This is a genomic window from Sphingopyxis sp. NJF-3 (assembly GCF_053514865.1).
This window is the reverse complement of the sequence record NZ_CM130726.1, coordinates 589639-611197: the sequence shown is the minus strand read 5'-3', so window position 1 is coordinate 611197 and position 21559 is coordinate 589639. Positions and strand designations below refer to the sequence as shown.

Genomic DNA, 21559 nt, shown 5'->3' with positions numbered 1-21559 from the left:
AGCGCGCAGAAAATCAGTCCGAGATGAAACCTTTGCGTTCGTGTCGCGTTCCGCACGTATCGACCCCGCTCTTAGCCATGTCGCCGACGGTGTTTTTGCTCCGCCGGTGCCGGTTGTTTGTCTGGATGGGATAATTCCCTGCCCGCGGAAGCCCTGGTGCATGGGCAAAGGTTACGAAGCAATAACCGCGTAGTATTCTTGCGTTAAACCGGCGTCACGGCGCGCCGAGTCGTTGAACGGCGGCTTCAATATCCCGCGAAAGCGCGATTTTACGAGGCTTTGCCACGTTTCGACCGCGTTGAATCCCCGTTCGTCGCACAGCCAGCCGAACCAGGCTGTGCCCGCGCGCACATGCCGGATTTCATCCTTGTAAATGCGCGATAAAATCCGCGCCGACGCCTCGTCGCCGACCGCGCGGAAGCGATCGACCGTCGCCGGGGTGACGTCGAGCCCGCGCGCCTCGAGCACCATCGGCACGATCGCGAGCCGGGCGAGCGCATCGTCGGCGGTCGCCGCTGCCGCTTCCCAGAGGCCGGCGTGCGCCGGAAGCGCGCCATAATGGCTGCCGAGCGCGCGCAGCCGCCGGTCGAGCAGCGCGAAATGCATCGCCTCGTCGGCCGCGACGCCGAGCCAATCGTCGACGAAGCCGCGCGGAAATGCGCTGCCGAAACGCCCCACGAGGTCAACCGCGAGGTCGATCGCGACGAATTCGATATGCGCGAGCGCGTGGAGCATCGCGATGCGGCCGCGTTCGGACCCGCCCTTGCGGCGACGCGGCATCTGGCTGGGCGCCAGCAATTCGGGCGCCGCGGGCCACGCCGGCTGGTCGGGCATCGGCGTATCGCAGCGATGATCGAGTGCGCCGCGCCGCCACGCCCGCGCCAGCGCGCGCGCCGCGCGGCGCTTGTCGTGCGGATCGGGCGTCAGCAGGACCGCCCGCGCGGCTTCGCCGAGGCTGTTCAAAGCGCCTTCGCCGCCTCCAATACCGCCTCGGCATGCCCCTTCACGCGCACCTTGCGCCATAGCTTCGCGAGTTTGCCGTCGGCGCCGAACAGGAAGGTCGAACGCTCGATCCCCATATAGGTGCGGCCGTAATTCTGCTTTTCGACCCAGGTGCCGAACGCCTCGCACACCTTGCCATCCTCGTCCGAGGCAAGCCGCACGGTGAGCCCATATTTATCGCGGAACTTGCAGAGCTTCGCCGGCGCGTCGCGCGACACGGCGAGGACCTGCGCGTTCAGATGCGCGAACTCGGGCGCGAGGCGGGTGAAATCCTGCGCCTCGACCGTACAACCCGGCGTATCGGCCTTGGGATAGAAATAGACGACCAGCGGTGCGCCCTTCAGCGTCTTCAGGTCGATCGCCGCGCCGTCGGCATCGAGCAGCGTCACGGCGGGAATGGCATCGCCGATGGCGAGAGTCATGGCTTGGTCTCCTGCTGCGGCGGACGAATCGAGGCCCACCAGTTCGCGATCTCCTGCCGCGCGGCGTCATGCGCGGCAAGCAGTTGTGGCCAGCCCGGCTCGCCGCAGGCGCTCGCGACGAGCTGACGCGCGGCGGGGGTCGCGGGTTCCCCGTCGGGCGCGGTCAGCCGCAGCATCACGAGCATCCGCCCGAGCAGGCCGTGCGCGTCGCACACCTCGGCGGGCGCGAGCCCGCTCGCCTTCAGGCAGGCGAGCGCCGAGCCGATATTGGGGTCGTGGCACTGGCCGCTCGCGAGCTGCGTGACCTGCATCGCGAATTCGAGGTCGACGAGCCCGCCCGGCCCGCCCTTGATGTCGAGCGGGCCTTTCGCGGGCTTGTGCGCGGCGATCTTGTCGCGCATCTCGGCGGCGTCCCGCGCCAGCTTTGCGGGCTCGCGCGGGGCGGCGAGCAGATCGTCGACGATGCGCTGCACCGCCGCCTTCGCTGCGTCCGAGCCGTAGACCGGCCGCGCGCGGAGCAGCGCCATATGCTCCCACGTCCACGCCTCCTCGCGCTGATAGCGTTCGAAACTGTCGAGCGTGACGACGAGCGGACCCTGCGCGCCCTGGGGGCGCAGGCGCGTGTCGACGTCGTAGAGCTTGCCCGCCGCCGTCGGCACCGACATCGCCCCGGTCACGCGCTGCGCGAGGCGGTTGTAATAGGTCGTCGCGCCGAGCGGCCGCGGCCCATCCGATTCGGCGAGATGATCGCCGGTGAAGAGATAGATGAGGTCGAGGTCCGACGCGTGGGTCAACGCCCTGCCCCCGAGACGGCCGAGCGCGAGCACGACCAGCTCGCTTCCCGGAACGCGCCCGTGCGCCGTCTCGAACTCGGCGACGGTCGCGTCGGCGAGCACCTGCAGCGCCGCCTCGGCGAGCTCCGAATAGCCGCAGGCGATCGCCATCGGGTCGGTCGCCCCGGCGATGAGCTGCACCCCATAGGCGAAGCGCCGCTCGCCGACGCGGTCGCGCGCGCGGTCGAGCAGCCGCTCATAGTCGAGCCCCGCGAGCCCCGGCGCCCATTCGGCCAGCAGTTCGGCCTTGGTCGCGGGCGCGTCGAAGGCGCGCTTGTCGATCAGCCCCTCGATCAGCTCGACCCGCGCCCCGAGCGCGTCGGCGAGCGTCGGGGCGATCGACAGGATGCGCGTCGCGATCTTCGCGAGCTCGGGCTGAGCCGCGAGCAGGTGAAAGAAGCCCACCGCGCTCGGCAGCCCCGCGACCAGCTTGTCGAAGCGCACCAGCGTCGCCTGCGGATCGGGCGCCGCGCCGATCGCCTTGACCAGTTCGGGAAGCACCGCCTCGAGCGCTTCGAGCGCCGCGGGGCTGCGCAGCGCGCGCAGCTTGCCGCCGCGCCATTCGGCGATGGCGCGCAATGCCCCGTCGGGTGGCTCGAAGCCCGCCGCCATCAGCGTCCCCGCAAGCTCGCCTTCATCGCGGGGGAGCCCGCCGGTCGCGGCGCGCTCGACCACCAGGCTGTCGTAGCAGGCACCAACGTCGGTCACGACGGGCAGAAGCGTCGCGAGCAGCCCCGCGCCATCGGCCTCGCCGTCGAGCCGCGCGACCGCGTCGAGCGCATCGGGCTGGATCGGCAGGCTGTGCGTCTGCTGGTCCTCGATCATCTGCAGCCGATGCTCGATCCGGCGCAGCGTGGCGTAATGGCCGGTCAGCCGCGCGGCGACATCGCCATCGATCCGCCCGGCCTTCGCGAGCGCGGCGAGCGCGTCGACTGTCGCCGGAACCCGCAGCGACGGGTCGCGCCCGCCATAGATGAGCTGGTGGACCTGCGCGAAGAATTCGATCTCGCGAATGCCGCCACGCCCGCGCTTGAGGTCGTAGCCGGGACCGAATTGCTGGCCTTGCGCGAAATGGTCGCGGATACGGTCGCTCATCGCGCCGATTTCCCTGAGTTGCCGGAAATCGAGGCTGCGGCGCCAGATGAAGGGCTGGATCGCGGCGAGGAAATTCCCGCCGAGCGCGCGGTCGCCCGCCGACGCGCGCGAGCGGATGAAGGCCGCCTGCTCCCACGCGAGCGCCTCGGATTCATAGTAAGAGATCGCCGCACTCACCGGCAGCACGATCGGCGTCACCTCGGGATGCGGACGCAGCCGCAGGTCGACACGCAGCACATGGCCGTCGGCGGTGCGCGCCGAGAGGATTTCGACCATCCGCCGCGCGATCCGCACCGCCGCCTCGTCAGGGTCGTCGCGCGAGCGCCGGGGCAATGTCTCGGGGTCGAAGATCAGGATCGGGTCGATGTCCGACGAGTAATTGAGCTCGTGACTGCCGAGCTTGCCGAGCGCGATCACCGAAAGCCCGCGCGGCTCCTCGTCCGGCACCCGCTCGGCGAAGGCCGCGGCGAGCGCCGCGTCGCACGCCTGGTCGGCGAAGGCCGAGAGCAGCCGGGTGGTCGCGGCGACGTCATGCTCGCCCGACAGGTCGCCGAGCGCGAGGAGCAGCGCGATGCGCCCGCGCCACTGACGCAGCCCGCGCATGACGTCGTCATCCGCGGGCGGCGGCGCAACGCGCGCGAGCGCCGCATCGGTGCCCTCGGCCAGATAGCGCGCGACATCATCGGGATAGAGATCGGCGAGCCGCGCGAGGAAAGGTGCGTTGGCGGTCAGCCGGGCGAGCGCCGACTGGCGGGCGGAGGCGTCGGATGCGGTCATCGCCCGCCGCTATCGCCTGCCCCTGTCCACGGGGCAACCCCAAGTGCGTCATTGCAACGCTGCCGTCCCCAACCTCGTCACCCTGAACTCGTTTCAGGGTCCATGGCCTGCCCTCGAATGTCGGGGTCGCCTGGAAGGAAAGACCTGGCCATGGATGCTGAAACAAGTTCAGCATGACGAAGCGGTGATGATGGCGTTTCGCCCAACAGGAGCGACCCGCCCGCCCTCACGCCGGAACCGTACTCTGGTCGAAGAACAGCACCTGCGATACCGCGGCGCGGAGTGTCGCAGGCTGATAGGGCTTGGTGAGCAGGAAGGCGGGCTCGGGCCGGTCGCCGGTCAGCAGCCGTTCGGGGAAGGCGGTGATGAAGATGACCGGCACCTTCAGATCATTCAATATCTCCTGCACCGCCTCGATCCCCGAACTGTTGTCGGCGAGCTGGATGTCGGCGAGGACGAGCCCCGGCTGGTGCGCCTGCGCCTCGGCCACCGCCTCGCGATGCGTCGTCGCGACCGCGACCACCTCGTGCCCCAGGTCGCGGACGATCATCTCGATATCCATCGCGATGATCGGCTCGTCCTCGATGATCAGGATGCGCGCGCGCGTCTGGCGGTCGATCTCGTCGAGCGCCTCGGCGATCAGCTTGTGCACCGCGTCAGCGTCGCGCCCGATGATGCGCCCCGTCTCGGCTTCGCCGAAGCCTTCGACCGCGGTGAGCAGCAGGGCCTGGCGGGCGAGCGAGGGAATGCGCCGGAGCCGCGCGTCGGCGATCGCGATATCGGCGGCCGTTTCGGCGTCGGGCGGCGCCTGTTCGCTCGCAAGGCCGAAATTGTCGTGAACCATGCGATAGAGCTGGATGCGAAGGTCGGGGCCGGTGCTGACGGCGTCCGGATTGGCGACCAGCGTTTCGAGCAATTTGGCGACCAGCGCGTCGCCGCTCGTCTGGCTTCCCGAAATGGCACGGCCATAGCGCCTCAGATAGGGAAGATGCGGCGCGATTGCCTGACCCAATGACATATGAAAACCTCCTGATACAGGCCCGGAAACCTGCCTCGAACCCCAATGATACGGGCGCTTCCACCCCAGCGCCACCCGCGCCCGGCATAATTGCTCCGTAGCGGAACGATTTAGCCGCAGATTAGTTTCATGGGAAAGCAGCAAACGCGCCATTGCTCTTTGGTGAAGGCGCGGTTAGCAGAAGGCCCCATGTTCAGCGGATATCTCGACAATGTCGTCTGAATCCGGATCGCCTCAACCCAAGGCTTCCGGAAAAGGCGCCGAAAAGAAAAATCCCCGGAAAGGTCAGGACGTCAACATCGCCCTGCGCCGCGCTTACGAGTCGGCGGTCGACGAGACGATTCCGCAGTCGATGCTCGATCTGCTCAACAAGCTGAACTGATCCTCAGCGCCGGTAACGCGCTTCGAAATCCGCTTGGAAGGCGGTGAAACGCCCCGCCGCGATCGCATCGCGCATCGCCTGCATCAGTGCCTGGTAGAAATGCAGATTATGCTGGGTCATCAGCATCGCGCCGAGCATCTCGCCCGAGCGGACGAGATGGTGGAGATAGGCGCGCGACCAGGTGCTGCACACCGGGCAGTCGCACGACGCATCGAGCGGGCCCAGATCCTCGGCATGCTTCGCATTGCGAATGTTGACCGGCCCGTCCCAGGTGAAGGCCTGGCCGTTGCGCCCGGATCGCGTCGGCAGCACGCAATCGAACATGTCGACCCCGCGCGCGACCGCACCGACAAGGTCGTCGGGCTTGCCCACCCCCATCAGATAACGCGGTTTGTCGGCGGGAAGCTGCGCGGGCGCATAGTCGAGCACGCCGAACATCGCCTCCTGCCCCTCGCCCACCGCAAGCCCGCCGATCGCATAGCCGTCGAAGCCGATGTCGACGAGCGCCGCGGCCGAACGCGCGCGCAGCCGCTCGTCGAGCGATCCCTGCTGGATGCCGAACAGCGCCGATCGCGCCGCATGGTCTTCGCCCGTGTCGAAGCCCGCGCGGCTGCGGGCCGCCCAGCGCATCGAACGCTCCATGCTCGCCTCGGCGCGCTTCGCGTCGACGCCGTTCGGCGGGCATTCGTCGAACGCCATGACGATGTCGCTGCCGAGCAGGCGCTGGATCTCCATCGAGCGTTCGGGGGTCAGCATGTGGCGCGAACCGTCGAGGTGGCTCTTGAACGCCACCCCTTCCTCGCTCTGCCTGGTGAGCGCGGAAAGGCTCATCACCTGATAGCCGCCGCTGTCGGTCAGGATCGGCCGGTCCCAGCCCATGAAGTTGTGTAGCCCGCCGAGCCGCGCCATGCGTTCGGCCGTCGGGCGCAGCATCAGATGATAGGTGTTGCCGAGGATGATGTCGGCGCCAGTCGCACGCACTTCGGCCGGCCGCATCGCCTTCACCGTCGCCGCGGTGCCGACGGGCATGAAAGCGGGGGTACGGATCTCGCCGCGCATCATGCGGATGACGCCGGTGCGCGCGGCGCCGTCGGTCGCGGCGACCTGGAAGGCGAATCTGTCGGTCATGGCGCGCGCCCTATGACGGGAGTGGCGCTGAAAGTCGAGACGGCGGGAGAGGCGCGGTCAGGCGGCTTGCCAGTCGCTCGTCGTGGTGAAGGCGGGCAGCGCCATCGCCGGCGTGTTCTGGGCCGCCGCGGCGATCAGATAGGGCGAGACGCGGTGGCGCGTGCACAGGCCGCCATTGCCGTCGCTGACCAGCGACTGCTCGAATTCGATGCCCTGCTGATGCTTCATCGAGCGGCGCACGACCGCGGTGACGAGCTGCCCCTCGCCGAAATCGATCACGAAGCGGGTGCCGACCGGAACCTCCAGCAGCCCCTCGATGAAGGCGCCCGACGCCGACAGGTTGCGCATCACGACGCCATAGCGATGATTGTCGTGGATCGCGGCGACCTTGCGGAACAGCGAGACGCGGTCGGTGCGCTGCTTGGCGGGGCCCGCGGGCTTGATCATCCACGACCCGGCCTCGGCATGCTCCAGAAGCTCGCCATGCGGCACCGGCTTGCTGTAGACGAAGCCCTGCACATGACTGACGTGGAGCTTGCGGATCAGGTCGAGCTGGTCGAGCGATTCGATGCCCTCGGCGGTCGTTTCCATCTCCAGCGCCTCGGCCAGTGCGACGATCGCCGCAATGATCGCCCCGTTCCGTGACCCCCTGACCGTCGCGCCGCGCACGAAGCTCTGGTCGATCTTGATCTTGTCGAACGGCGCTGACTGCAGATAGCCCAGCGACGAATAGCCGGTGCCGAAATCGTCGAGCGCGAGCCGGACGCCGAGCCCCTTCAGCGCCTTGAACATGCGCGCGGTCTCGTTCGAATCGCCAAGGAAGACGCTTTCGGTGATCTCGAGTTCGAGCCGGTCGGGTTCGAGGCCCGTCGTCGCCAGCGCGCTCGCCACCACCCTCGGCAGATCCTCGTTCGCGAACTGGATCGGCGAGACGTTGACCGCGACGCGCATGTCGCCCGGCCAGCGCGCGGCGTCCTCGCACGCCTTGCGCAATACCCATTCGCCGAGCGCCCAGATCAGATTGGCCTCCTCGGCGATCGGGACGAACAGCGACGGCGAGATCGGCCCGCGCTCGGGGTGGTTCCAGCGCACCAGCGCCTCGACGCCGGTCACCATGTTCGACTTCGCCTGCACCACCGGCTGGTAATGCAATTCCATCTGTCCCCGGCCGAGCGCGTCGCGCAGATCCTCTTCGAGCGCGCGGCGGTCTTCGGCCGCCTGGTGGAGGTCGCTCGAATAGAAGCGGAAACGGCCGCGGCCGCCACCCTTCGCGGCATAGAGCGCGAGGTCGGCGTTGCGGACGAGGTCGTCGCTGGCCACGCCGTCGAAGGGGCTGATCGCGACGCCGACCGAGGCGCCGATGATGCAGCGGCTGCCCTCGACCGAATAGGGTTGCGACAGGCTGGCGATGATGTCGGCGGCGACGTCGCCCAGCTTGCCGCGATCCTCCTGATCGGGGAGGATGATCTGGAATTCGTCGCCGCCGAGGCGGCTCACCATTTCCTTGTCGCCGACGATCTTGAGCAGCCGCTCTGCGACCTGCTTGAGCAGCGCGTCGCCCGCTGGATGGCCGAGCGTGTCGTTGACCTGCTTGAAGCGGTCGAGGTCGAGCAGCATGATCGCGCACGACCGCTGCTGCTGCGCAAAGGCGGCGAGCGTCGAATCGAGCTTCTTCGAGATGTGGAAGCGGTTGGCAAGGCCGGTGAGCGAGTCGTAGAGCGCGAGCCGCGACGCGTCTTCGGCCGACCGGCGCTGCGCCGTGATGTCGGTGCCGCTGCCGCGATAGCCGGCGAAATCGCCGCCGCCGCCAAAATGCGGACGTCCCGACACTGCCCACCAACGCTCCTCGCCGTCGGCGGCGGCGCTCGCGGCGCGCAGCGGCAGATCGTCGAACTTCGACTGGCGGGTGAGGAGGAAGGGCAGCGTCCGCTGCCGCTCGCCATTGCTGTCGGCAGGCAGGAAGAGGTCGACGAAGGGCGTGCCGAGCAACTCGCCGCCGCTCCGGCCCATCAGCCGCGCGACCGCGTCGGTGATATAGGTCAGGCGCCCCGCGGCGTCGGTCGACCAGAACCAGCCCTGGCGGCTTTCCTCGTAGTTCTGGAGCAGCAGCAAGGCTTCGCGCGTGTGCAGATTGGGCGCGGAATCGTTCCGCCCCTTGCCGATGCGCGCGCCGAACCGGCCGAAAAAACCGCGCTGTTCCGCGTCGTCGGCATTCCCCTCAACGTCGCCCGCATCGATCCGCGATGCCCTGTCCATCGGCTCAAAAACTCTTGCTGGCCCCAACCAAGCGCCCGCTATGCCCGGAATGCCTTGCAATAATGTAAATATACGCCCGCTCAGGGGAGCAGCAGGCTCGCGTCGCCATAGCTGTAGAAGCGATAATTTTCAGCGATCGCATGGGCATAGGCCGCCTGCATCGTCTCCAGTCCCATCAGCGCGCTGACCAGCATGAACAGGGTCGAGCGCGGCAGGTGAAAGTTGGTCATCAGCCCGTCGATCGCCTTGAAGCGATAGCCGGGGGTGATGAAGATCGCGGTATCGCCTTCGAACGGCGCGATGACGCCGTCCTCGCGCGCCGCGCTTTCGAGGAGGCGGAGGCTCGTCGTGCCGACCGCGATGACGCGCCCGCCCGCCGCGCGCACCGCGTTGAGCCGGTCGGCGGTCGCGGCATCGATGCGGCCCCATTCGGCGTGCATGACATGGTCTTCGGTGTCGTCGGCCTTCACGGGCAGGAAAGTGCCGGCACCGACGTGAAGCGTCAGCGTCTCGCATCCGATCCCGGCGGCGGCGAGCGCATCGAGCAGCGCGGGGGTGAAGTGCAGCGCCGCGGTGGGCGCGGCGACCGCGCCGTCCTGCCTCGCGAACATCGTCTGATAGTCGCTGCGGTCGGCGTCGTCGGTCGCGCGCTTGCCCGCGATATAGGGCGGCAGCGGCATCGTGCCTGCGCGTTCGAGCAAGATCTCGACCGGCTCATCGCCGGCGAAGGCGAGGATGAAGCTGCCGTCGGGAAGTCGCTCCTCGGCGAGCGCCGCGACCCTCGCGCCGAAATCGACCGTCTCGCCGACGCGCAGCCGCTTCGCGTTGCGGACGAACGCCTGCCAGCGGCGAAGGTCGATGCGCTTGTGGAGCGTCGCGCCGATCTTTGCTTCGCCGCGGTGCCCCTCGAGCTGCGCCGGGATCACCCGCGTGTCGTTGAAGACGAGGCAATCGCCGGCGCGCAGCCGGCCGGGAAGGTCGCGCACGACCGCATCGCCGATCGTGCCGCCCTCGACGACGAGCATCCGCGCCGCATCGCGCGGCCGCGCGGGGCGGAGCGCGATGCGTTCCGGCGGCAGCTCGAAATCGAAGGCGTCGACGCGCATGAGGGTCCGCGCGTCCTTGCCCGGTTACTGCGCGATCGGCGCGTTGAGCTGGTCGGCGGTGATCGCGGGCGCGGCGGGCTGCGTTTCGGTCAGCATCGCGGCGGGCGGCACCGGCTTGTTGTCGGCGGCGACCGACACCTGCACCATGCGCGACATCAGCGCGGGCGGCTCGCCCTTCTGGATCGCATCGACATATTGCATCCCCGACACCACGCGTCCGAACACCGTATAGCGATGGTCGAGCGCGAAGCGCGGCTGGAACATGATGAAGAACTGGCTGTTCGCGCTGTCCTCGCCCTCGGCGCGCGCCATCGACACCGTGCCGCGCAGGTGCGGCATGTCGTTGAATTCGGCCTTGAGGTCGGGGAGCTTCGAACCGCCCTGCCCGGTCGCGGTCGGATCGCCCGTCTGCGCCATGAAGCCGTCAATCACGCGGTGGAACTTGACCCCGTCGTAAAAGCCGGCGCGCGCGAGTTCCTTGACCCGTGCGACATGGTTCGGCGCGACGTTGGGATAGAGCTGGATCACCACCCGCCCCCCGGTCGAGAGATCGAGGTCGAGCATATATTCGGGATTGTTCAGATATTGGTCGGGCGTCATCGCCGGGATCACCGGCGGCGCGACCGCCGGAGCCGCATCGGCCGCGGCCGGGGCGTCGGCCGGCGGCGTCTCGGCCGGCGGCGCTTCAGGGGGAGGCGTTTCGGCGGGCGGCGGCGGAGCCGGGATTTCGGTCGGGGCCGGATTTCCCTCTGGCGTCGGCCCCGGCGGCGGCGGCGCTTCCTGCGCGACGGCCGAAGCCGCGAGGCCGAGCGCCATCACCGTCAGGATCATGGGGCGAAAAGTGAATTTCATACTATATCGGCCTTTGTCAGTGAATCCGGTTTGCGCCCCGTCGGCGCGACCTAGCGGGAAAAAGCTGAACGCTCAATGATTGCGTATGAATGAAGCGGCACCGGCCCGCTCCTCCACCCGGCCTCCCACAGGCTACTATCGTCGGGGAGGCCGAGTGGGGGAGCGGGCCGGTGCCGCGCATTCCAGAAAATAACGATCAGCCTTCGCCCTGCCGAAGCCCCCGTTCGGCGATGCGGCCGACGACCGCCTCACGCACCGCGGGGGTGACGAATTTGTGGATCTCGCCGCCGAAGATCGCGATTTCCTTGACCAGCCGCGACGCGATCGGCTGCAGGCCGACGTCGGCCATCAGGAAGACCGTCTCGATCCGGTCGTTCAATTGCTGGTTCATCCCCGCCATCTGATATTCATATTCGAAGTCGGCGACCGCGCGCAGGCCGCGTACGATGACGCTCGCGCCCTCGCGCTCGGCGAAATCCATCAGCAGCGCGTTGAAGCCGACGACGCGGATGTCGCCTTCGATCGCCGCGACCTCGCTGCGCACCATCGCGATGCGCTCGTCGTCGTCGAACAGCGGCGATTTGGTGATGTTGGTCGTCACCCCGATCACGAGCCGGTCGACCAGCTTCGCGCCGCGGCGGATGATGTCCATATGCCCGAGCGTGATCGGGTCGAACGTCCCGGGATAAACCCCAATGCGCATCAACGGTCCCTTTCCACCACATAGCGCGCGATGGCGCGCAGCAGCGCGGCCTCCTCGCCGAAACCCGACAGATGGGCGATCGCCTGGTCGACGAGCAGCGCCGCCTGTTCGCGCGCGCGCTCGATCCCCATCAGCGTGACGAAGGTCGCCTTGCCCGCGGCGGCGTCCTTGTGCAGCGCCTTGCCCGCCAATTGCTCGTCGCCCTCGATGTCCATGATGTCGTCGGCGATCTGGAAGGCGAGCCCGATGTCGCGCGCATAGCCGCGCAGCGGCGTGCGACCCTCTGCCGGGATGCGGGCGAGGATCGCGCCCGCCTCGACCGAGAAGCCGATCAGCGCGCCGGTCTTGAGCTGCTGCAGCCGCGTCACGGTCGGCAGGTCGAAATCGGCGGTTTCGGCGGCGAGGTCCATCATCTGCCCGCCCGCCATACCGGCCGGCCCCGCCGCGCGCGCCAGTTCGCGCACCAGCTCGCCGCGGACGAACGGGTCGGCATGGGTCGCGGAATCGACCAGCCACTCGAAGGCGAGCGCGTGGAGCGAATCGCCCGCGAGGATCGCGGTCGCCTCGCCATAGGCCTTGTGCACCGTCGGCTTGCCGCGGCGCATGTCGTCGTCGTCCATGCAGGGCAGATCGTCGTGGATCAGCGAATAGACGTGCATCGCCTCGACCGCCGCCCCGACACGCAGCGCCGGCGCGCGGTCGACATGATAAAGGTCGCCCGCCGCGCGCACGAGCAGCGGGCGCAGCCGCTTGCCGCCGCCGATCGCGGCGTGGCGCATCGCTTCGTAAAGCGGACCGCGCGGGTCGGTCGGGATGGCGAGCAAGCGGTCGAAAAGCCCGTCGATTCCGTCGGCGACCTCGGCCTGCGCCGCGCGCACGATGAGCGCGTTCGCCTCCGTGCCGCCCTCGACGAGCGCCGCCACGGGTCAGGCTTCGCCGAAGGGCGCGGTTCCCGCGGGCTGACCGTCGGCGCCGAGGCTGACCTGTTCGATACGCGCCTGCGCCGCGGCGAGCCGCGCTTCGCAATGCGCGCGCAGCGCATGGCCGCGTTCGTAGAGCGCAACCGATTCCTCGAGGCTGACATCGCCGCTTTCGAGCCGCCGCACGATCGTTTCGAGCTCGCCCATCGCCGCCTCGAACGACAGCGAGGCGAGTCCAGCGGCGGCGGCGGGTTCGGGGGTGTCCGTCATGGCGCCTGCTTTGGCCTCTTCGGCCCCATGCGGTCAAGCTTGACGTCGCCCGGCGCGGCGATAGGCTCGCATCATGTTCGTCGGTCATTTCGCCCCGGCGCTGGTCGCCGCCGCCCGCCCCCGCGCCGCCGGGCTCGGCACTTTGTTCGTCGCCGCGCAGATCGTCGACATCGGCTTCGCGGCGTTGCTGATCCCGGGCGTCGAGGCGATGCGGATCGTCCCCGGCATCACCGCGATGAACCCGATGGACCTCTATCACATGCCCTATACGCACAGCCTGCTCGGCGCGCTGCTGTGGGGCGCGGTGTTCGGCGGGCTGGTCGGGCTCGCGACGCGGCGGCGCACGGCGGCGATCGGCGCGGGGCTCGTCGTCCTTTCGCACTGGCTGCTCGACCTGATCGTCCATATCCCCGACCTCACGCTGTTCGGTGCGCCGCCGAAGCTGGGGCTGGGCCTCTGGAACCATCCGCTGATCGAAATGCCGCTGGAGATCCTGCTGACCGGCGGCGCGCTCGTCTATTATGCGGCGCGGACGCGAGCGCCCTCGGGTCCTCTGCGGCTGTGGGTGCTGGCGGGGCTGCTCGCGCTGTTTCAGGCGATCGACTGGTTCGGCCCGAAGGAACCCGCCTATTCGCTCGCCATCCCCGCGACGATGCTTTTCGCCTATGCGCTGCTCGCGCTGACGGCCTGGTGGGCGGGGCGCAACCGCGTCCCGGCCGCTGCCTGAACCGGCGATCGCGCGGCCCGATCCCAAAAAGGACGCATGGGGTCTGTTCCTATCGCGCGCGCGCGGCTAAAGGCGCGCCATGACTCAGCCCGCAACCGCCATCACCCCCGAAATCGTCGCCGAGCACGGCCTTTCGCCCGAGGAATATGATCGCGTCCTCCACGCGCTCGGGCGCGAGCCGAACCTCGTCGAACTCGGCATCTTCTCGGTCATGTGGTCCGAACATTGCAGCTACAAAAGCTCGCGCATCCATTTGAAGAAGCTGCCGACCGAGGCGCCGTGGGTGATCTGCGGCCCCGGCGAGAATGCCGGCGTGATCGACATCGGCGAAGGCCCGGACGGCAAGAAGCTCGCCGCCATCTTCAAGATGGAGAGCCACAACCACCCGAGCTACATCGAACCCTATCAGGGCGCGGCGACCGGGGTCGGCGGCATCCTGCGCGACGTGTTCACCATGGGCGCGCGTCCGGTCGCGAACCTCAACGCGCTGCGCTTCGGCAGCCCCGACCATCCGAAGATGAAGCATCTGATCTCGGGCGTCGTCCACGGCATCGGCGGCTACGGCAATTGCGTCGGCGTCCCGACCGTCGGCGGCGAGGTCAATTTCCACAAGGCCTATGACGGCAACATCCTGGTCAACGCGATGACCGTCGGCGTCGCCGAGCAGGACAAGATCTTCTATTCGGCCGCGAGCGGCGTCGGCAATCCGATCGTCTATGTCGGCTCGAAGACCGGCCGCGACGGCATCCACGGCGCGACGATGGCGTCGGCGGACTTCGGCGAAGATGCCGAGGAAAAGCGTCCCACGGTGCAGGTCGGCGACCCCTTCACCGAAAAGCTGCTGATCGAAGCGTGCCTCGAGCTGATGGCGTCGGACGCGATCGTCGCGATCCAGGACATGGGCGCCGCAGGCCTCACCTCCTCGTCGGTCGAGATGGCGTCGAAAGGCGGCGTCGGCCTCCACCTCAAGATGGACGACGTGCCGCAGCGCGAGACCGGCATGACGGCGTATGAGATGATGCTGTCGGAAAGCCAGGAACGCATGTTGATGGTCCTGAAGCCCGGCCGCGAGGACTTCGCCGCCGCGATCTTCCACAAATGGGAGCTCGACTTCGCGGTCATCGGCACCGTCACCGACACCGGGCGCATGGTGCTCGAGCACAAGGGCGAGATCGTCTGCGACATCCCGCTCGCCCCGCTCGCCGACGACGCGCCGCTCTATGACCGCCCGCACGTGCCGACCCCGAAGCAGGCCGAGCTCGCGAACGTCCCCGAGACGAAGGATGTCGCCGCCGACCTCAGGACGCTGATGGGCACCCCCGACATCGCCAGCCGCCGCTGGATCTGGGAGCAGTATGACAGCCAGGTCGGCGCCGACACGGTGCAGACCGGCGGCGACGCCGCGCTCGTCCGCATCCACGGCACCAATCGCGCGCTCGCGATGAGCACCGACTGCACCCCGCGCTATTGCTACGCCGACCCGGTCGAGGGCGGCAAACAGGCGGTCGCCGAAACCTGGCGCAACATCACCGCGGTTGGCGCGACGCCGCTCGCGATCACCAACTGCCTCAACTTCGCCAACCCGCAGCGGCCCGAGATCATGGGCCAGATCACCGGCTGCCTCGACGGCATGGGCCAAGCGTGCCGCGCGCTCGACTATCCGATCGTGTCAGGCAACGTCAGCCTGTATAACGAGAGCAAGGCGACCGGCGGCGGCAGCGCGATCCTGCCGACCCCCGCGATCGGCGGCGTCGGCGTGATCGACGACCTGTCGAAAGCGGTCGGCATCGGCTTCAAGCACACCGGCGACATCGTGCTCGCGGTCGGCGAGCGCGCCGGGCACCTCGGCCAGTCGGTGTGGCTGCGCGAAATCCTCGGCCGCGAGGAAGGCCCGCCGCCGCCCGTCGACCTGAAAGCCGAAAAGCGCACCGGCGACTTCATCCGCGGTGCAATCAATGCGGGATGGATCACCGCCTGCCACGATGTTTCCGACGGCGGTGTCGCGGTGGCGCTCGCCGAAATGGCGCTCAAGTCGAACATCGGTGTCCTCGTCAGTGAAGAGCAGCCCTTCGGCATCGCCGAGAGCTTCTTCGGTGAGGATCAGGGTCTCTACCTCGTCACCGTCTGCGACACCTGCCTCGCCGACTTCCTCGACGCCGCGGGCCGCGCCGACGTGCCGGTCGACCCGCTCGGTCGCACGATCAAGGACCGCATCGTCTTCGAGCTGCCCGAGAGCGATCATCAGGTGACGCTCGCCGAGCTTCGCGACGCGCATGAGGGCTTCTTTCCGAACCTGATGGGGGCCGACGCGGCGCTCGCATGATGCGCAGCGCGCTGACCGCCCTTGCCCTGCTCGCGGTCGGCGCGCCCGCTTATGCCGCGCCGCCGGTCGTGACCTCGCCGCGGCCCTTGCCGACCGGACACGATCGGCCGCGCATCTTTCTCGGCGGCAGCATCGACATGGGGCGTGCGGCCGACTGGCAGGCGGAGCTCGTCCGGTCGCTCGGCGACCTCGATGTGGTGTTCCTCAACCCGCGGCGAGCCGACTGGAATCCGGATTGGAAGCCCGTCGCGGAAGAACCCGAATTCCGCCGCCAGGTCGAATGGGAACTCAGCGCGCTCGAATCGGCCGACATCATCGTCATGTATCTCGCGCCAGGATCGCAGAGCCCGATCAGCCTGCTCGAAACGGGGTTGCATGCGCGCGGCGGAAAGCTGATCCTGCTCTGCCCCGACGGCTTTTGGCGCAAGGGCAATGTCGATATCACCGCCGAACGCTATGGCATCGAGCAGGTCGCGACGATGGACGAACTCGCCGCGGCGGTGCGGCGGCGGGTGGCGGGCTGGACGATGCCGGAGACGGCTTCGCAGGAGTGATGGACCATGGGCATCTACGTCGGAATCGGGGGCTGGACCTATGAGCCGTGGCGCGGCCCCTTCTATCCGCCCGGCCACCCGCAAAAGCGCGAGCTCGAATATGCCGGGCAGCATCTGACGGGCATCGAGATCAACGGCACCTATTACGGCAGCCAGAAGCCCGAAACCTTTGCGAGCTGGGCCGAAGCGGTGCCCGATGGTTTCAGGTTCAGCGTCAAGGCGTCGCGCTTCGCGACCAACCGCAAGGTGTTGGCCGACGGCGCGGGTTCGATCGAGAAATTCCTGACGCAGGGGCTGACGCGGCTCGGCGACCGGCTCGGGCCGATCCTGTGGCAGTTCATGGCGACGAAAAAGTTCGAGCGCGACGATTTCGCGGCTTTTCTCGACCTGCTGCCCGAAACGCAGGACAGCCTGCCGCTCCGCCACGCGCTCGAGGTGCGTCACGAAAGCTTCCGCGACCCGGCCTTCGTCGACCTCGCGCGCGAGCGGAACATGGCTATCGTCTTCGCCGACAGCGACGAATTTCCCTGCATCGACGAGGATACGGCGGATTTCACCTATGCGCGGCTGCAGCGCAGTCAGGAAGACGTCGAAACCGGCTACGACGACAAGGCGCTCGACGCCTGGGCGAAGCGCGCGCGCGATTGGGCGAAGGGCGACCGCGACGTCTATCTCTTCTTCATCGCGGGCGCGAAGGTGCGCAATCCGGCAGCCGCGCAGGCGCTGCTCGCGAAATTGGGTGGATGACGGCGGCGGCCGTCAGGCCGCCTTCGCCAGTTCGGGTTGCGCCGCTGCCGCCGCGGCCTCGGCCGCCTTGGTCCCGAGCAGATCATATGGATCGATCCCGTCGGCACGCATCATCGCATGGACCTGCTTGTAAACCGTCGGCTCCGTGATGCCGAGCCGGACGCGTGCCGCGTCGAGCGGCTCGGCGAGGAGCGCACGGATGTCCTGGTGCGCGATCTGCTGGGCGACGCGGCCGATGCGCTGGCCCTCGCGAACCGCGGCGTAGATCGGATAGCGGCGGCCGAAGCCCTTGCGGATCTCGCGCGCGCCGGCCCAGGCGATGAACAGCGTCCCCCAGCTCGGGGTCTGGCTGTAGGAGAAGGCCAGCACGCATTGCTCGCCGAGCGCGTCGCGGCCGTAGCCGGTCAGAATGTGGAACAGGTCGTGCGTGTCGCGCAGCCGGTCGCCGTAGAGCTCGAGCATGTCGTCATAGCTCGGCTTGCCGCGGCGGAACTTCAGCGATTCGTCGACCAGCCCCTGCGCGGTCAATCCCTCGCGCTCCATGAAGTCGACATAGACGCGCCCGACGCTGCCCTCGGGCAAGCGGCGCAGCGCGTCGTGATCGTCGAGCATCGCGGGGAGATAGGGGCGCTCGGCCAGAATCTTCCTGCCCTCTTCCGTGGCGAAGAATTTTTCGACCGAGCGGCCGAAGCGATTGTCGCGCAGCGCGTCGATGATGTGGAACACCTGCTCGGTGTCCTCCTTGTCGGCGATCAGCTTGCGGAAGTGGCTCAGTGCCTTGAGCGGACGAAAGCCGGCGTCGGTGCGGTCGGGGTGGGAGAGCGGCAAGCTTGTCATGTTCGGTCTCGCTGAGAATCGATGTGGAATCCCAATTAGCACTACTGACACAAATGTCAATACTGTCCCGGCGCGTGATGTCGAGGGCGTCTGGCTTGGAAGGCTCGATCCCCTCCTCGTCACCCCGGACTTGATCCGGGGTGACGAAGCTCTCCAAACCCGGTCACCACCTCGCACTGGACGCCGCCACCCATCCACCGTATCGCCCCCGTAAGACAGCAAGGGGCAGGCCATGAACGCGGTGACGAACGAGCGCTTCGAAAGCCTCGACGCGATCCGGGGCGTCGCGGTGATGGGCATATTGGCGATGAACATCGTCGCTTTCGCCCTGCCCTTTTCGGCCTATTCGAATCCCGCCGCGGGCGGGCCGCCCGGCACCGTCGACCTCGCCGCCTGGTTCTTCAATTTCCTGTTCGTCGATTCGAAGATGCGCGGGCTGTTTTCGATGCTGTTCGGCGCGAGCACCCTGCTCGTCATCGAGCGCGCCGAGGCGTCGGGGCGCAGCCCGCCGCGCGCCCATTATGCGCGGATGCTCTGGCTGGCGCTGTTCGGGCTCGCGCATTATTATTTCATCTGGTTCGGCGACATATTGTTCCTCTACGCCGCGTGCGGCCTGCTGCTCTTCCCCTTCCGCCGCCTCTCCGTGAAGGCGCTCGGCTGGTGGGCGGCCGGCTTCTTCCTGATCGGCGCCGCGCTCTTCCTCGCGCTCTGGAGTTCGCTCCTCGCCGCGCAGGCGGGCGCGCTGCCGGGCGATGGCGGCGCCGGGATGCGCACCGCGCTCGACCAGGTCGAAGCGGCGATGGGCGCGAATTCGCCAGATTATGCGAAGGACGTCGCGCTCTATCTCGGCAGCTATGGCTCGATCGTCGCGCATCGCACCACCGAGACCGCGGGCGAGCCGGTGCAGGGTCTGATCATGATGCTTTGGGAAAGCATGGGGTTGATGCTCGCGGGCATGGCGCTGTTCAAGTCGCGGATGCTGACCGGCGAGTGGCCGGCGGCGCGCTATCGGACGTGGGCGATCGTGTGCTTCCTCGTCGCCGCGCCGCCGCTCGCCGGGCTCGCCGTCTATCAGTGGAACGCGGGTTTCGACGGCGTGGCGGTGTTCGGCGGGACGGCGGCGCTGTCGATGCCGTTCGACATCGTCATGACCTTCGGCTGGGCGGCGCTCATCCTGTGGCTGATCCGGGTCGCGGCGAGCGACGCGGTGCGCGCGCGGCTCGCCGCGGCGGGGCGCATGGCCTTTACCAACTATCTGACGACGTCGATCGCGATGACGACGATCTTCTATGGCTATGGCCTCGGCCTGTTCGGCAGCGTCGGCCGCGCCGCGCTCTATCTCTTCTGCTTCGGCATGTGGACCGCTATGCTGCTCTGGGCGAAACCGTGGCTCGACCGCTTTCACTATGGCCCGTTCGAATGGCTGTGGCGCAGCCTGTCGCGCGCGAAGCTGCAGCCGATGCGGCGCGCTCCGGCTCAGTAACCGACGGCGCTGCCGAAGCTCGCGGGACGGCGCTGGACCAACGGATTGGCCTCGCGTTCGAGCGCGGCGAGCGTCTTTTCGAACAGCGGGCGCAGTTCGACGACACGCGGCAGATATTCCTCGGGGCTGACCTGGCTTTCGACGCAGCGGCGCGCGAACATCTCGATATCCTCGGCCAGTTCGCCCAGCTTTTCGGCGCCGAACTGCCGCGCTTCGCTCTTCAGAGTGTGCGCCGGCATGACGAGTCCGCGCGCGTCGCGCGCGCGCATCGCCTCTTCGATCACGGCGACCGACTTGGTGCCGTCCTCGCGAAAATAGCCGAGAATCCGGACGAAAGCGGCGCCCAGCTGGGCACGCGTCGCGCGGAATTCATCCCAATCGACCAGGATCTCGTCCAATGTTCCGTCCCTTGGTGTTCAATTTGGTCCTTGGTCCCTGCCGCCTCCATGACGAACTTGGGTAAAAAAGCCGTTACGGCCAGCGGAGCGCGGCGCGAAGCGTCCCGGAACGGGTCAGCGGCCGACCCGCCAGCGTCCCTCGCCCTCGGCGTCGACCGTCCAGCCATGACCGGCGGCGAGCGCCGCGACCTCGCGCGCCGCCTGCGGATCGTCGGCGAGCAGGACGACATGATGCTCGCTGCGCATCGCGCGCGCGAGGCGCAGCGCCGGCCACGGACAGCGCATGCCGCGCGCATCGACCACCGCGGCGGCCGGCTCATTCGTCATAGGGATTGCGCGAATTGCGGAAATTGAGGCGAACGGGGACGCCCTGGAAGCCCAGTTCCTTGCGCATGCCGTTGACCAGATAGCGTTCATAGCTTCCCGGCAGCGCGTCGGTGCGAGTGCCGAAGACGACGAAGGTCGGCGGTCGGGTGCGCGCCTGGGTGATATAGCGCAGCTTGATCCGCTTCCCGCCCGGCGCCGGCGGCGGGTTGGCGTCGACCGCTCCCTCGAACCAGCGGTTGAGCTTCGCGGTCGAGACGCGATTGGTCCAGATCGCGCGCTGTTCGAAGGCGACGCGGACCAGCGTGTCGATGCCCTTCCCCGTCGCGCCCGAAATGCTGAGCACGGGCACGCCCTTGACCTGGCTGAGCCCGTCGTCGAGCGCATTTCGCACGCCATTGAACAGCGACGAGGGATCTTCGGCGATGTCCCATTTGTTGAGCGCGACGATCAGCGCGCGCCCTTCCTGCAGCACCCGGTCGGCGATCCGCAGGTCCTGCGCCTCGAGCCCCTTGGTGGCGTCGAGCAGCAGCACCACGACCTCGGCGAAATCGACCGCGTGGAGCGCGTCGGCGACCGACAGTTTCTCCAGCTTGTCCTGCACCTTGGCGCGCTTGCGCATCCCCGCGGTGTCGAACAGCTGGATTTCGTGGACCTCGCCGTCCTGTTCCCACTGCCAGTCGACGCGGATCGAATCGCGGGTGATCCCCGCCTCGGGCCCGGTGATCAGGCGGTCCTCGCCGATCATGCGGTTGATCAGCGTCGACTTGCCAGCATTGGGCCGCCCGACGATCGCGAGCTTCATCGGGCCGAGCGGCGCGTCTTCATCCTCGTCGCCTTCGGACGCGGGCGGCGCTTCGCCTTCGGCCGCGTCATAGGCTTCGACGATCGGGCGCAGCGCGTCGAACAGATCGACCACGCCTTCGCCATGTTCGGCGCTGAGCGCGATCGGGTTGTCGAAACCGAGCGCATAGGATTCCATCAGGCCGGTTTCGCCCTGCTTGCCCTCGGCCTTGTTGACGATCAGGATGATCGGCGTGTCCTCGCTGCGCAGCCAGCGCGCGATTTCCTCGTCGAGCGGAGTGACCCCGGCGCGGCCGTCGATCATGAACAGCGCCGCGTCGGCCTCGCGCACCGCTTTCTCAGTCTGCACCCGCATCCGGCCGGGCAGCGTCGCGGCGTCATGATCCTCGAAGCCCGCGGTATCGACGATGCGGAATTCGAGCCCCAACAGCTTGCCGTCGCCCTCGCGCCGGTCGCGCGTCACCCCCGGCTGGTCGTCGACGAGCGCCAGGCGCTTGCCGACGAGCCGGTTGAACAGCGTCGATTTGCCGACATTGGGCCGGCCGACAATGGCGATCGTCGCGGATCGCGCCATGCTTCTATCCTATCCGTCGGCCAG

General features: G+C 68.1%; 21 protein-coding genes. 6 read left to right on the top strand and 15 right to left on the bottom strand.

What is annotated here, in order from left to right; genetic code table 11:
- Positions 1–171 precede the first annotated feature (171 nt).
- The 4 genes from ACOTSS_RS02780 to ACOTSS_RS02765 form a co-directional block, all read right to left on the bottom strand.
- Positions 172–963 (bottom strand): ferritin-like domain-containing protein, encoded by a 792-nt coding sequence (locus ACOTSS_RS02780; RefSeq protein WP_448690021.1) that lies wholly within the window; start codon positions 961–963, stop codon positions 172–174.
- Positions 960–1424 carry a thioredoxin-dependent thiol peroxidase gene (gene bcp / locus ACOTSS_RS02775; RefSeq protein WP_448690020.1) on the bottom strand — a complete coding sequence of 155 codons (465 nt, stop codon included), beginning with the start codon at positions 1422–1424 and terminating at the stop codon, positions 960–962. Before bcp ends, ACOTSS_RS02780 begins: the two co-directional genes overlap by 4 nt.
- Positions 1421–4129: a bifunctional [glutamine synthetase] adenylyltransferase/[glutamine synthetase]-adenylyl-L-tyrosine phosphorylase gene (locus ACOTSS_RS02770; protein ID WP_448690019.1), complete on the bottom strand. Its 2709-nt coding sequence runs from the start codon at positions 4127–4129 to the stop codon at positions 1421–1423. The genes bcp and ACOTSS_RS02770 overlap by 4 nt, the downstream gene beginning before the upstream one ends.
- Before the next feature lie 226 nt (positions 4130–4355).
- A complete protein-coding gene (locus ACOTSS_RS02765; protein ID WP_448690018.1) occupies positions 4356–5147 on the bottom strand; it encodes a response regulator in 792 nt (263 codons plus the stop codon).
- 211 nt (positions 5148–5358) lie between these two features.
- Here ACOTSS_RS02765 and ACOTSS_RS02760 point away from each other — a divergent pair, with 211 nt between their 5' ends.
- Complete coding sequence (locus tag ACOTSS_RS02760; RefSeq protein ID WP_448690017.1) at positions 5359–5529, top strand: NepR family anti-sigma factor; 171 nt, start codon at positions 5359–5361, stop codon at positions 5527–5529.
- Between the two features lie 3 nt (positions 5530–5532).
- Here the strand turns inward: ACOTSS_RS02760 and tgt are convergent, their stop codons facing one another.
- From tgt to ACOTSS_RS02725, 7 genes are all read right to left on the bottom strand, one after another.
- Positions 5533–6657 (bottom strand): tRNA guanosine(34) transglycosylase Tgt, encoded by a 1125-nt coding sequence (tgt, locus tag ACOTSS_RS02755; protein WP_448690016.1) that lies wholly within the window; start codon positions 6655–6657, stop codon positions 5533–5535.
- 57 nt (positions 6658–6714) lie between these two features.
- Positions 6715–8913 carry a putative bifunctional diguanylate cyclase/phosphodiesterase gene (locus tag ACOTSS_RS02750; protein WP_448690015.1) on the bottom strand — a complete coding sequence of 733 codons (2199 nt, stop codon included), beginning with the start codon at positions 8911–8913 and terminating at the stop codon, positions 6715–6717.
- A gap of 80 nt (positions 8914–8993) precedes the next feature.
- Complete coding sequence (gene queA, locus ACOTSS_RS02745; RefSeq protein WP_448690014.1) at positions 8994–10019, bottom strand: tRNA preQ1(34) S-adenosylmethionine ribosyltransferase-isomerase QueA; 1026 nt, start codon at positions 10017–10019, stop codon at positions 8994–8996.
- 24 nt (positions 10020–10043) lie between these two features.
- Positions 10044–10871, bottom strand: a complete 828-nt coding sequence (locus tag ACOTSS_RS02740; RefSeq protein ID WP_448690013.1) for a peptidylprolyl isomerase — start codon at positions 10869–10871, stop codon at positions 10044–10046.
- A 196-nt stretch (positions 10872–11067) separates the two neighbouring features.
- A complete protein-coding gene (gene coaD / locus ACOTSS_RS02735) occupies positions 11068–11574 on the bottom strand; it encodes a pantetheine-phosphate adenylyltransferase (protein WP_448690012.1) in 507 nt (168 codons plus the stop codon).
- Positions 11574–12455: a polyprenyl synthetase family protein gene (locus tag ACOTSS_RS02730; protein ID WP_448691279.1), complete on the bottom strand. Its 882-nt coding sequence runs from the start codon at positions 12453–12455 to the stop codon at positions 11574–11576. Before ACOTSS_RS02730 ends, coaD begins: the two co-directional genes overlap by 1 nt.
- Positions 12456–12500: 45 nt before the next feature.
- Positions 12501–12764, bottom strand: a complete 264-nt coding sequence (locus tag ACOTSS_RS02725) for an exodeoxyribonuclease VII small subunit (RefSeq protein WP_448690011.1) — start codon at positions 12762–12764, stop codon at positions 12501–12503.
- Between the two features lie 73 nt (positions 12765–12837).
- Here ACOTSS_RS02725 and ACOTSS_RS02720 point away from each other — a divergent pair, with 73 nt between their 5' ends.
- The 4 genes from ACOTSS_RS02720 (at position 12838) to ACOTSS_RS02705 (ending at position 17115) form a co-directional block, all read left to right on the top strand.
- Positions 12838–13491 (top strand): hypothetical protein, encoded by a 654-nt coding sequence (locus tag ACOTSS_RS02720; protein ID WP_448690010.1) that lies wholly within the window; start codon positions 12838–12840, stop codon positions 13489–13491.
- 79 nt (positions 13492–13570) lie between these two features.
- Positions 13571–15814, top strand: coding sequence for a phosphoribosylformylglycinamidine synthase subunit PurL (purL, locus tag ACOTSS_RS02715; protein WP_448690009.1), 2244 nt, complete (start codon positions 13571–13573; stop codon positions 15812–15814).
- Positions 15811–16368 carry a nucleoside 2-deoxyribosyltransferase domain-containing protein gene (locus tag ACOTSS_RS02710; protein ID WP_448690008.1) on the top strand — a complete coding sequence of 186 codons (558 nt, stop codon included), beginning with the start codon at positions 15811–15813 and terminating at the stop codon, positions 16366–16368. Before purL ends, ACOTSS_RS02710 begins: the two co-directional genes overlap by 4 nt.
- A gap of 6 nt (positions 16369–16374) precedes the next feature.
- The gene (locus ACOTSS_RS02705; RefSeq protein WP_448690007.1) at positions 16375–17115 is read left to right on the top strand and encodes a DUF72 domain-containing protein; all 741 of its coding nucleotides are present in this window, start codon (positions 16375–16377) and stop codon (positions 17113–17115) included.
- A gap of 12 nt (positions 17116–17127) precedes the next feature.
- Here the strand turns inward: ACOTSS_RS02705 and ACOTSS_RS02700 are convergent, their stop codons facing one another.
- Positions 17128–17952 (bottom strand): Coq4 family protein, encoded by an 825-nt coding sequence (locus tag ACOTSS_RS02700; protein WP_448690006.1) that lies wholly within the window; start codon positions 17950–17952, stop codon positions 17128–17130.
- Between the two features lie 232 nt (positions 17953–18184).
- Here ACOTSS_RS02700 and ACOTSS_RS02695 point away from each other — a divergent pair, with 232 nt between their 5' ends.
- The gene (locus ACOTSS_RS02695; protein WP_448690005.1) at positions 18185–19435 is read left to right on the top strand and encodes a DUF418 domain-containing protein; all 1251 of its coding nucleotides are present in this window, start codon (positions 18185–18187) and stop codon (positions 19433–19435) included.
- Here ACOTSS_RS02695 and ACOTSS_RS02690 read toward each other — a convergent pair.
- The 3 genes from ACOTSS_RS02690 to der all read right to left on the bottom strand — a co-directional run bounded on the left by ACOTSS_RS02690 (position 19429) and on the right by der (position 21535).
- Entirely contained in the window at positions 19429–19833 is a 405-nt protein-coding gene (locus ACOTSS_RS02690; protein ID WP_448690004.1) for an Hpt domain-containing protein, read from the bottom strand. The genes ACOTSS_RS02695 and ACOTSS_RS02690 overlap by 7 nt on opposite strands.
- Positions 19834–19947: 114 nt before the next feature.
- Positions 19948–20160, bottom strand: coding sequence for a sulfurtransferase TusA family protein (locus tag ACOTSS_RS02685; RefSeq protein WP_095388588.1), 213 nt, complete (start codon positions 20158–20160; stop codon positions 19948–19950).
- A complete protein-coding gene (gene der, locus ACOTSS_RS02680; RefSeq protein ID WP_448690003.1) occupies positions 20150–21535 on the bottom strand; it encodes a ribosome biogenesis GTPase Der in 1386 nt (461 codons plus the stop codon). Before der ends, ACOTSS_RS02685 begins: the two co-directional genes overlap by 11 nt.
- Between the last annotated feature and the right edge of the window lie 24 nt (positions 21536–21559).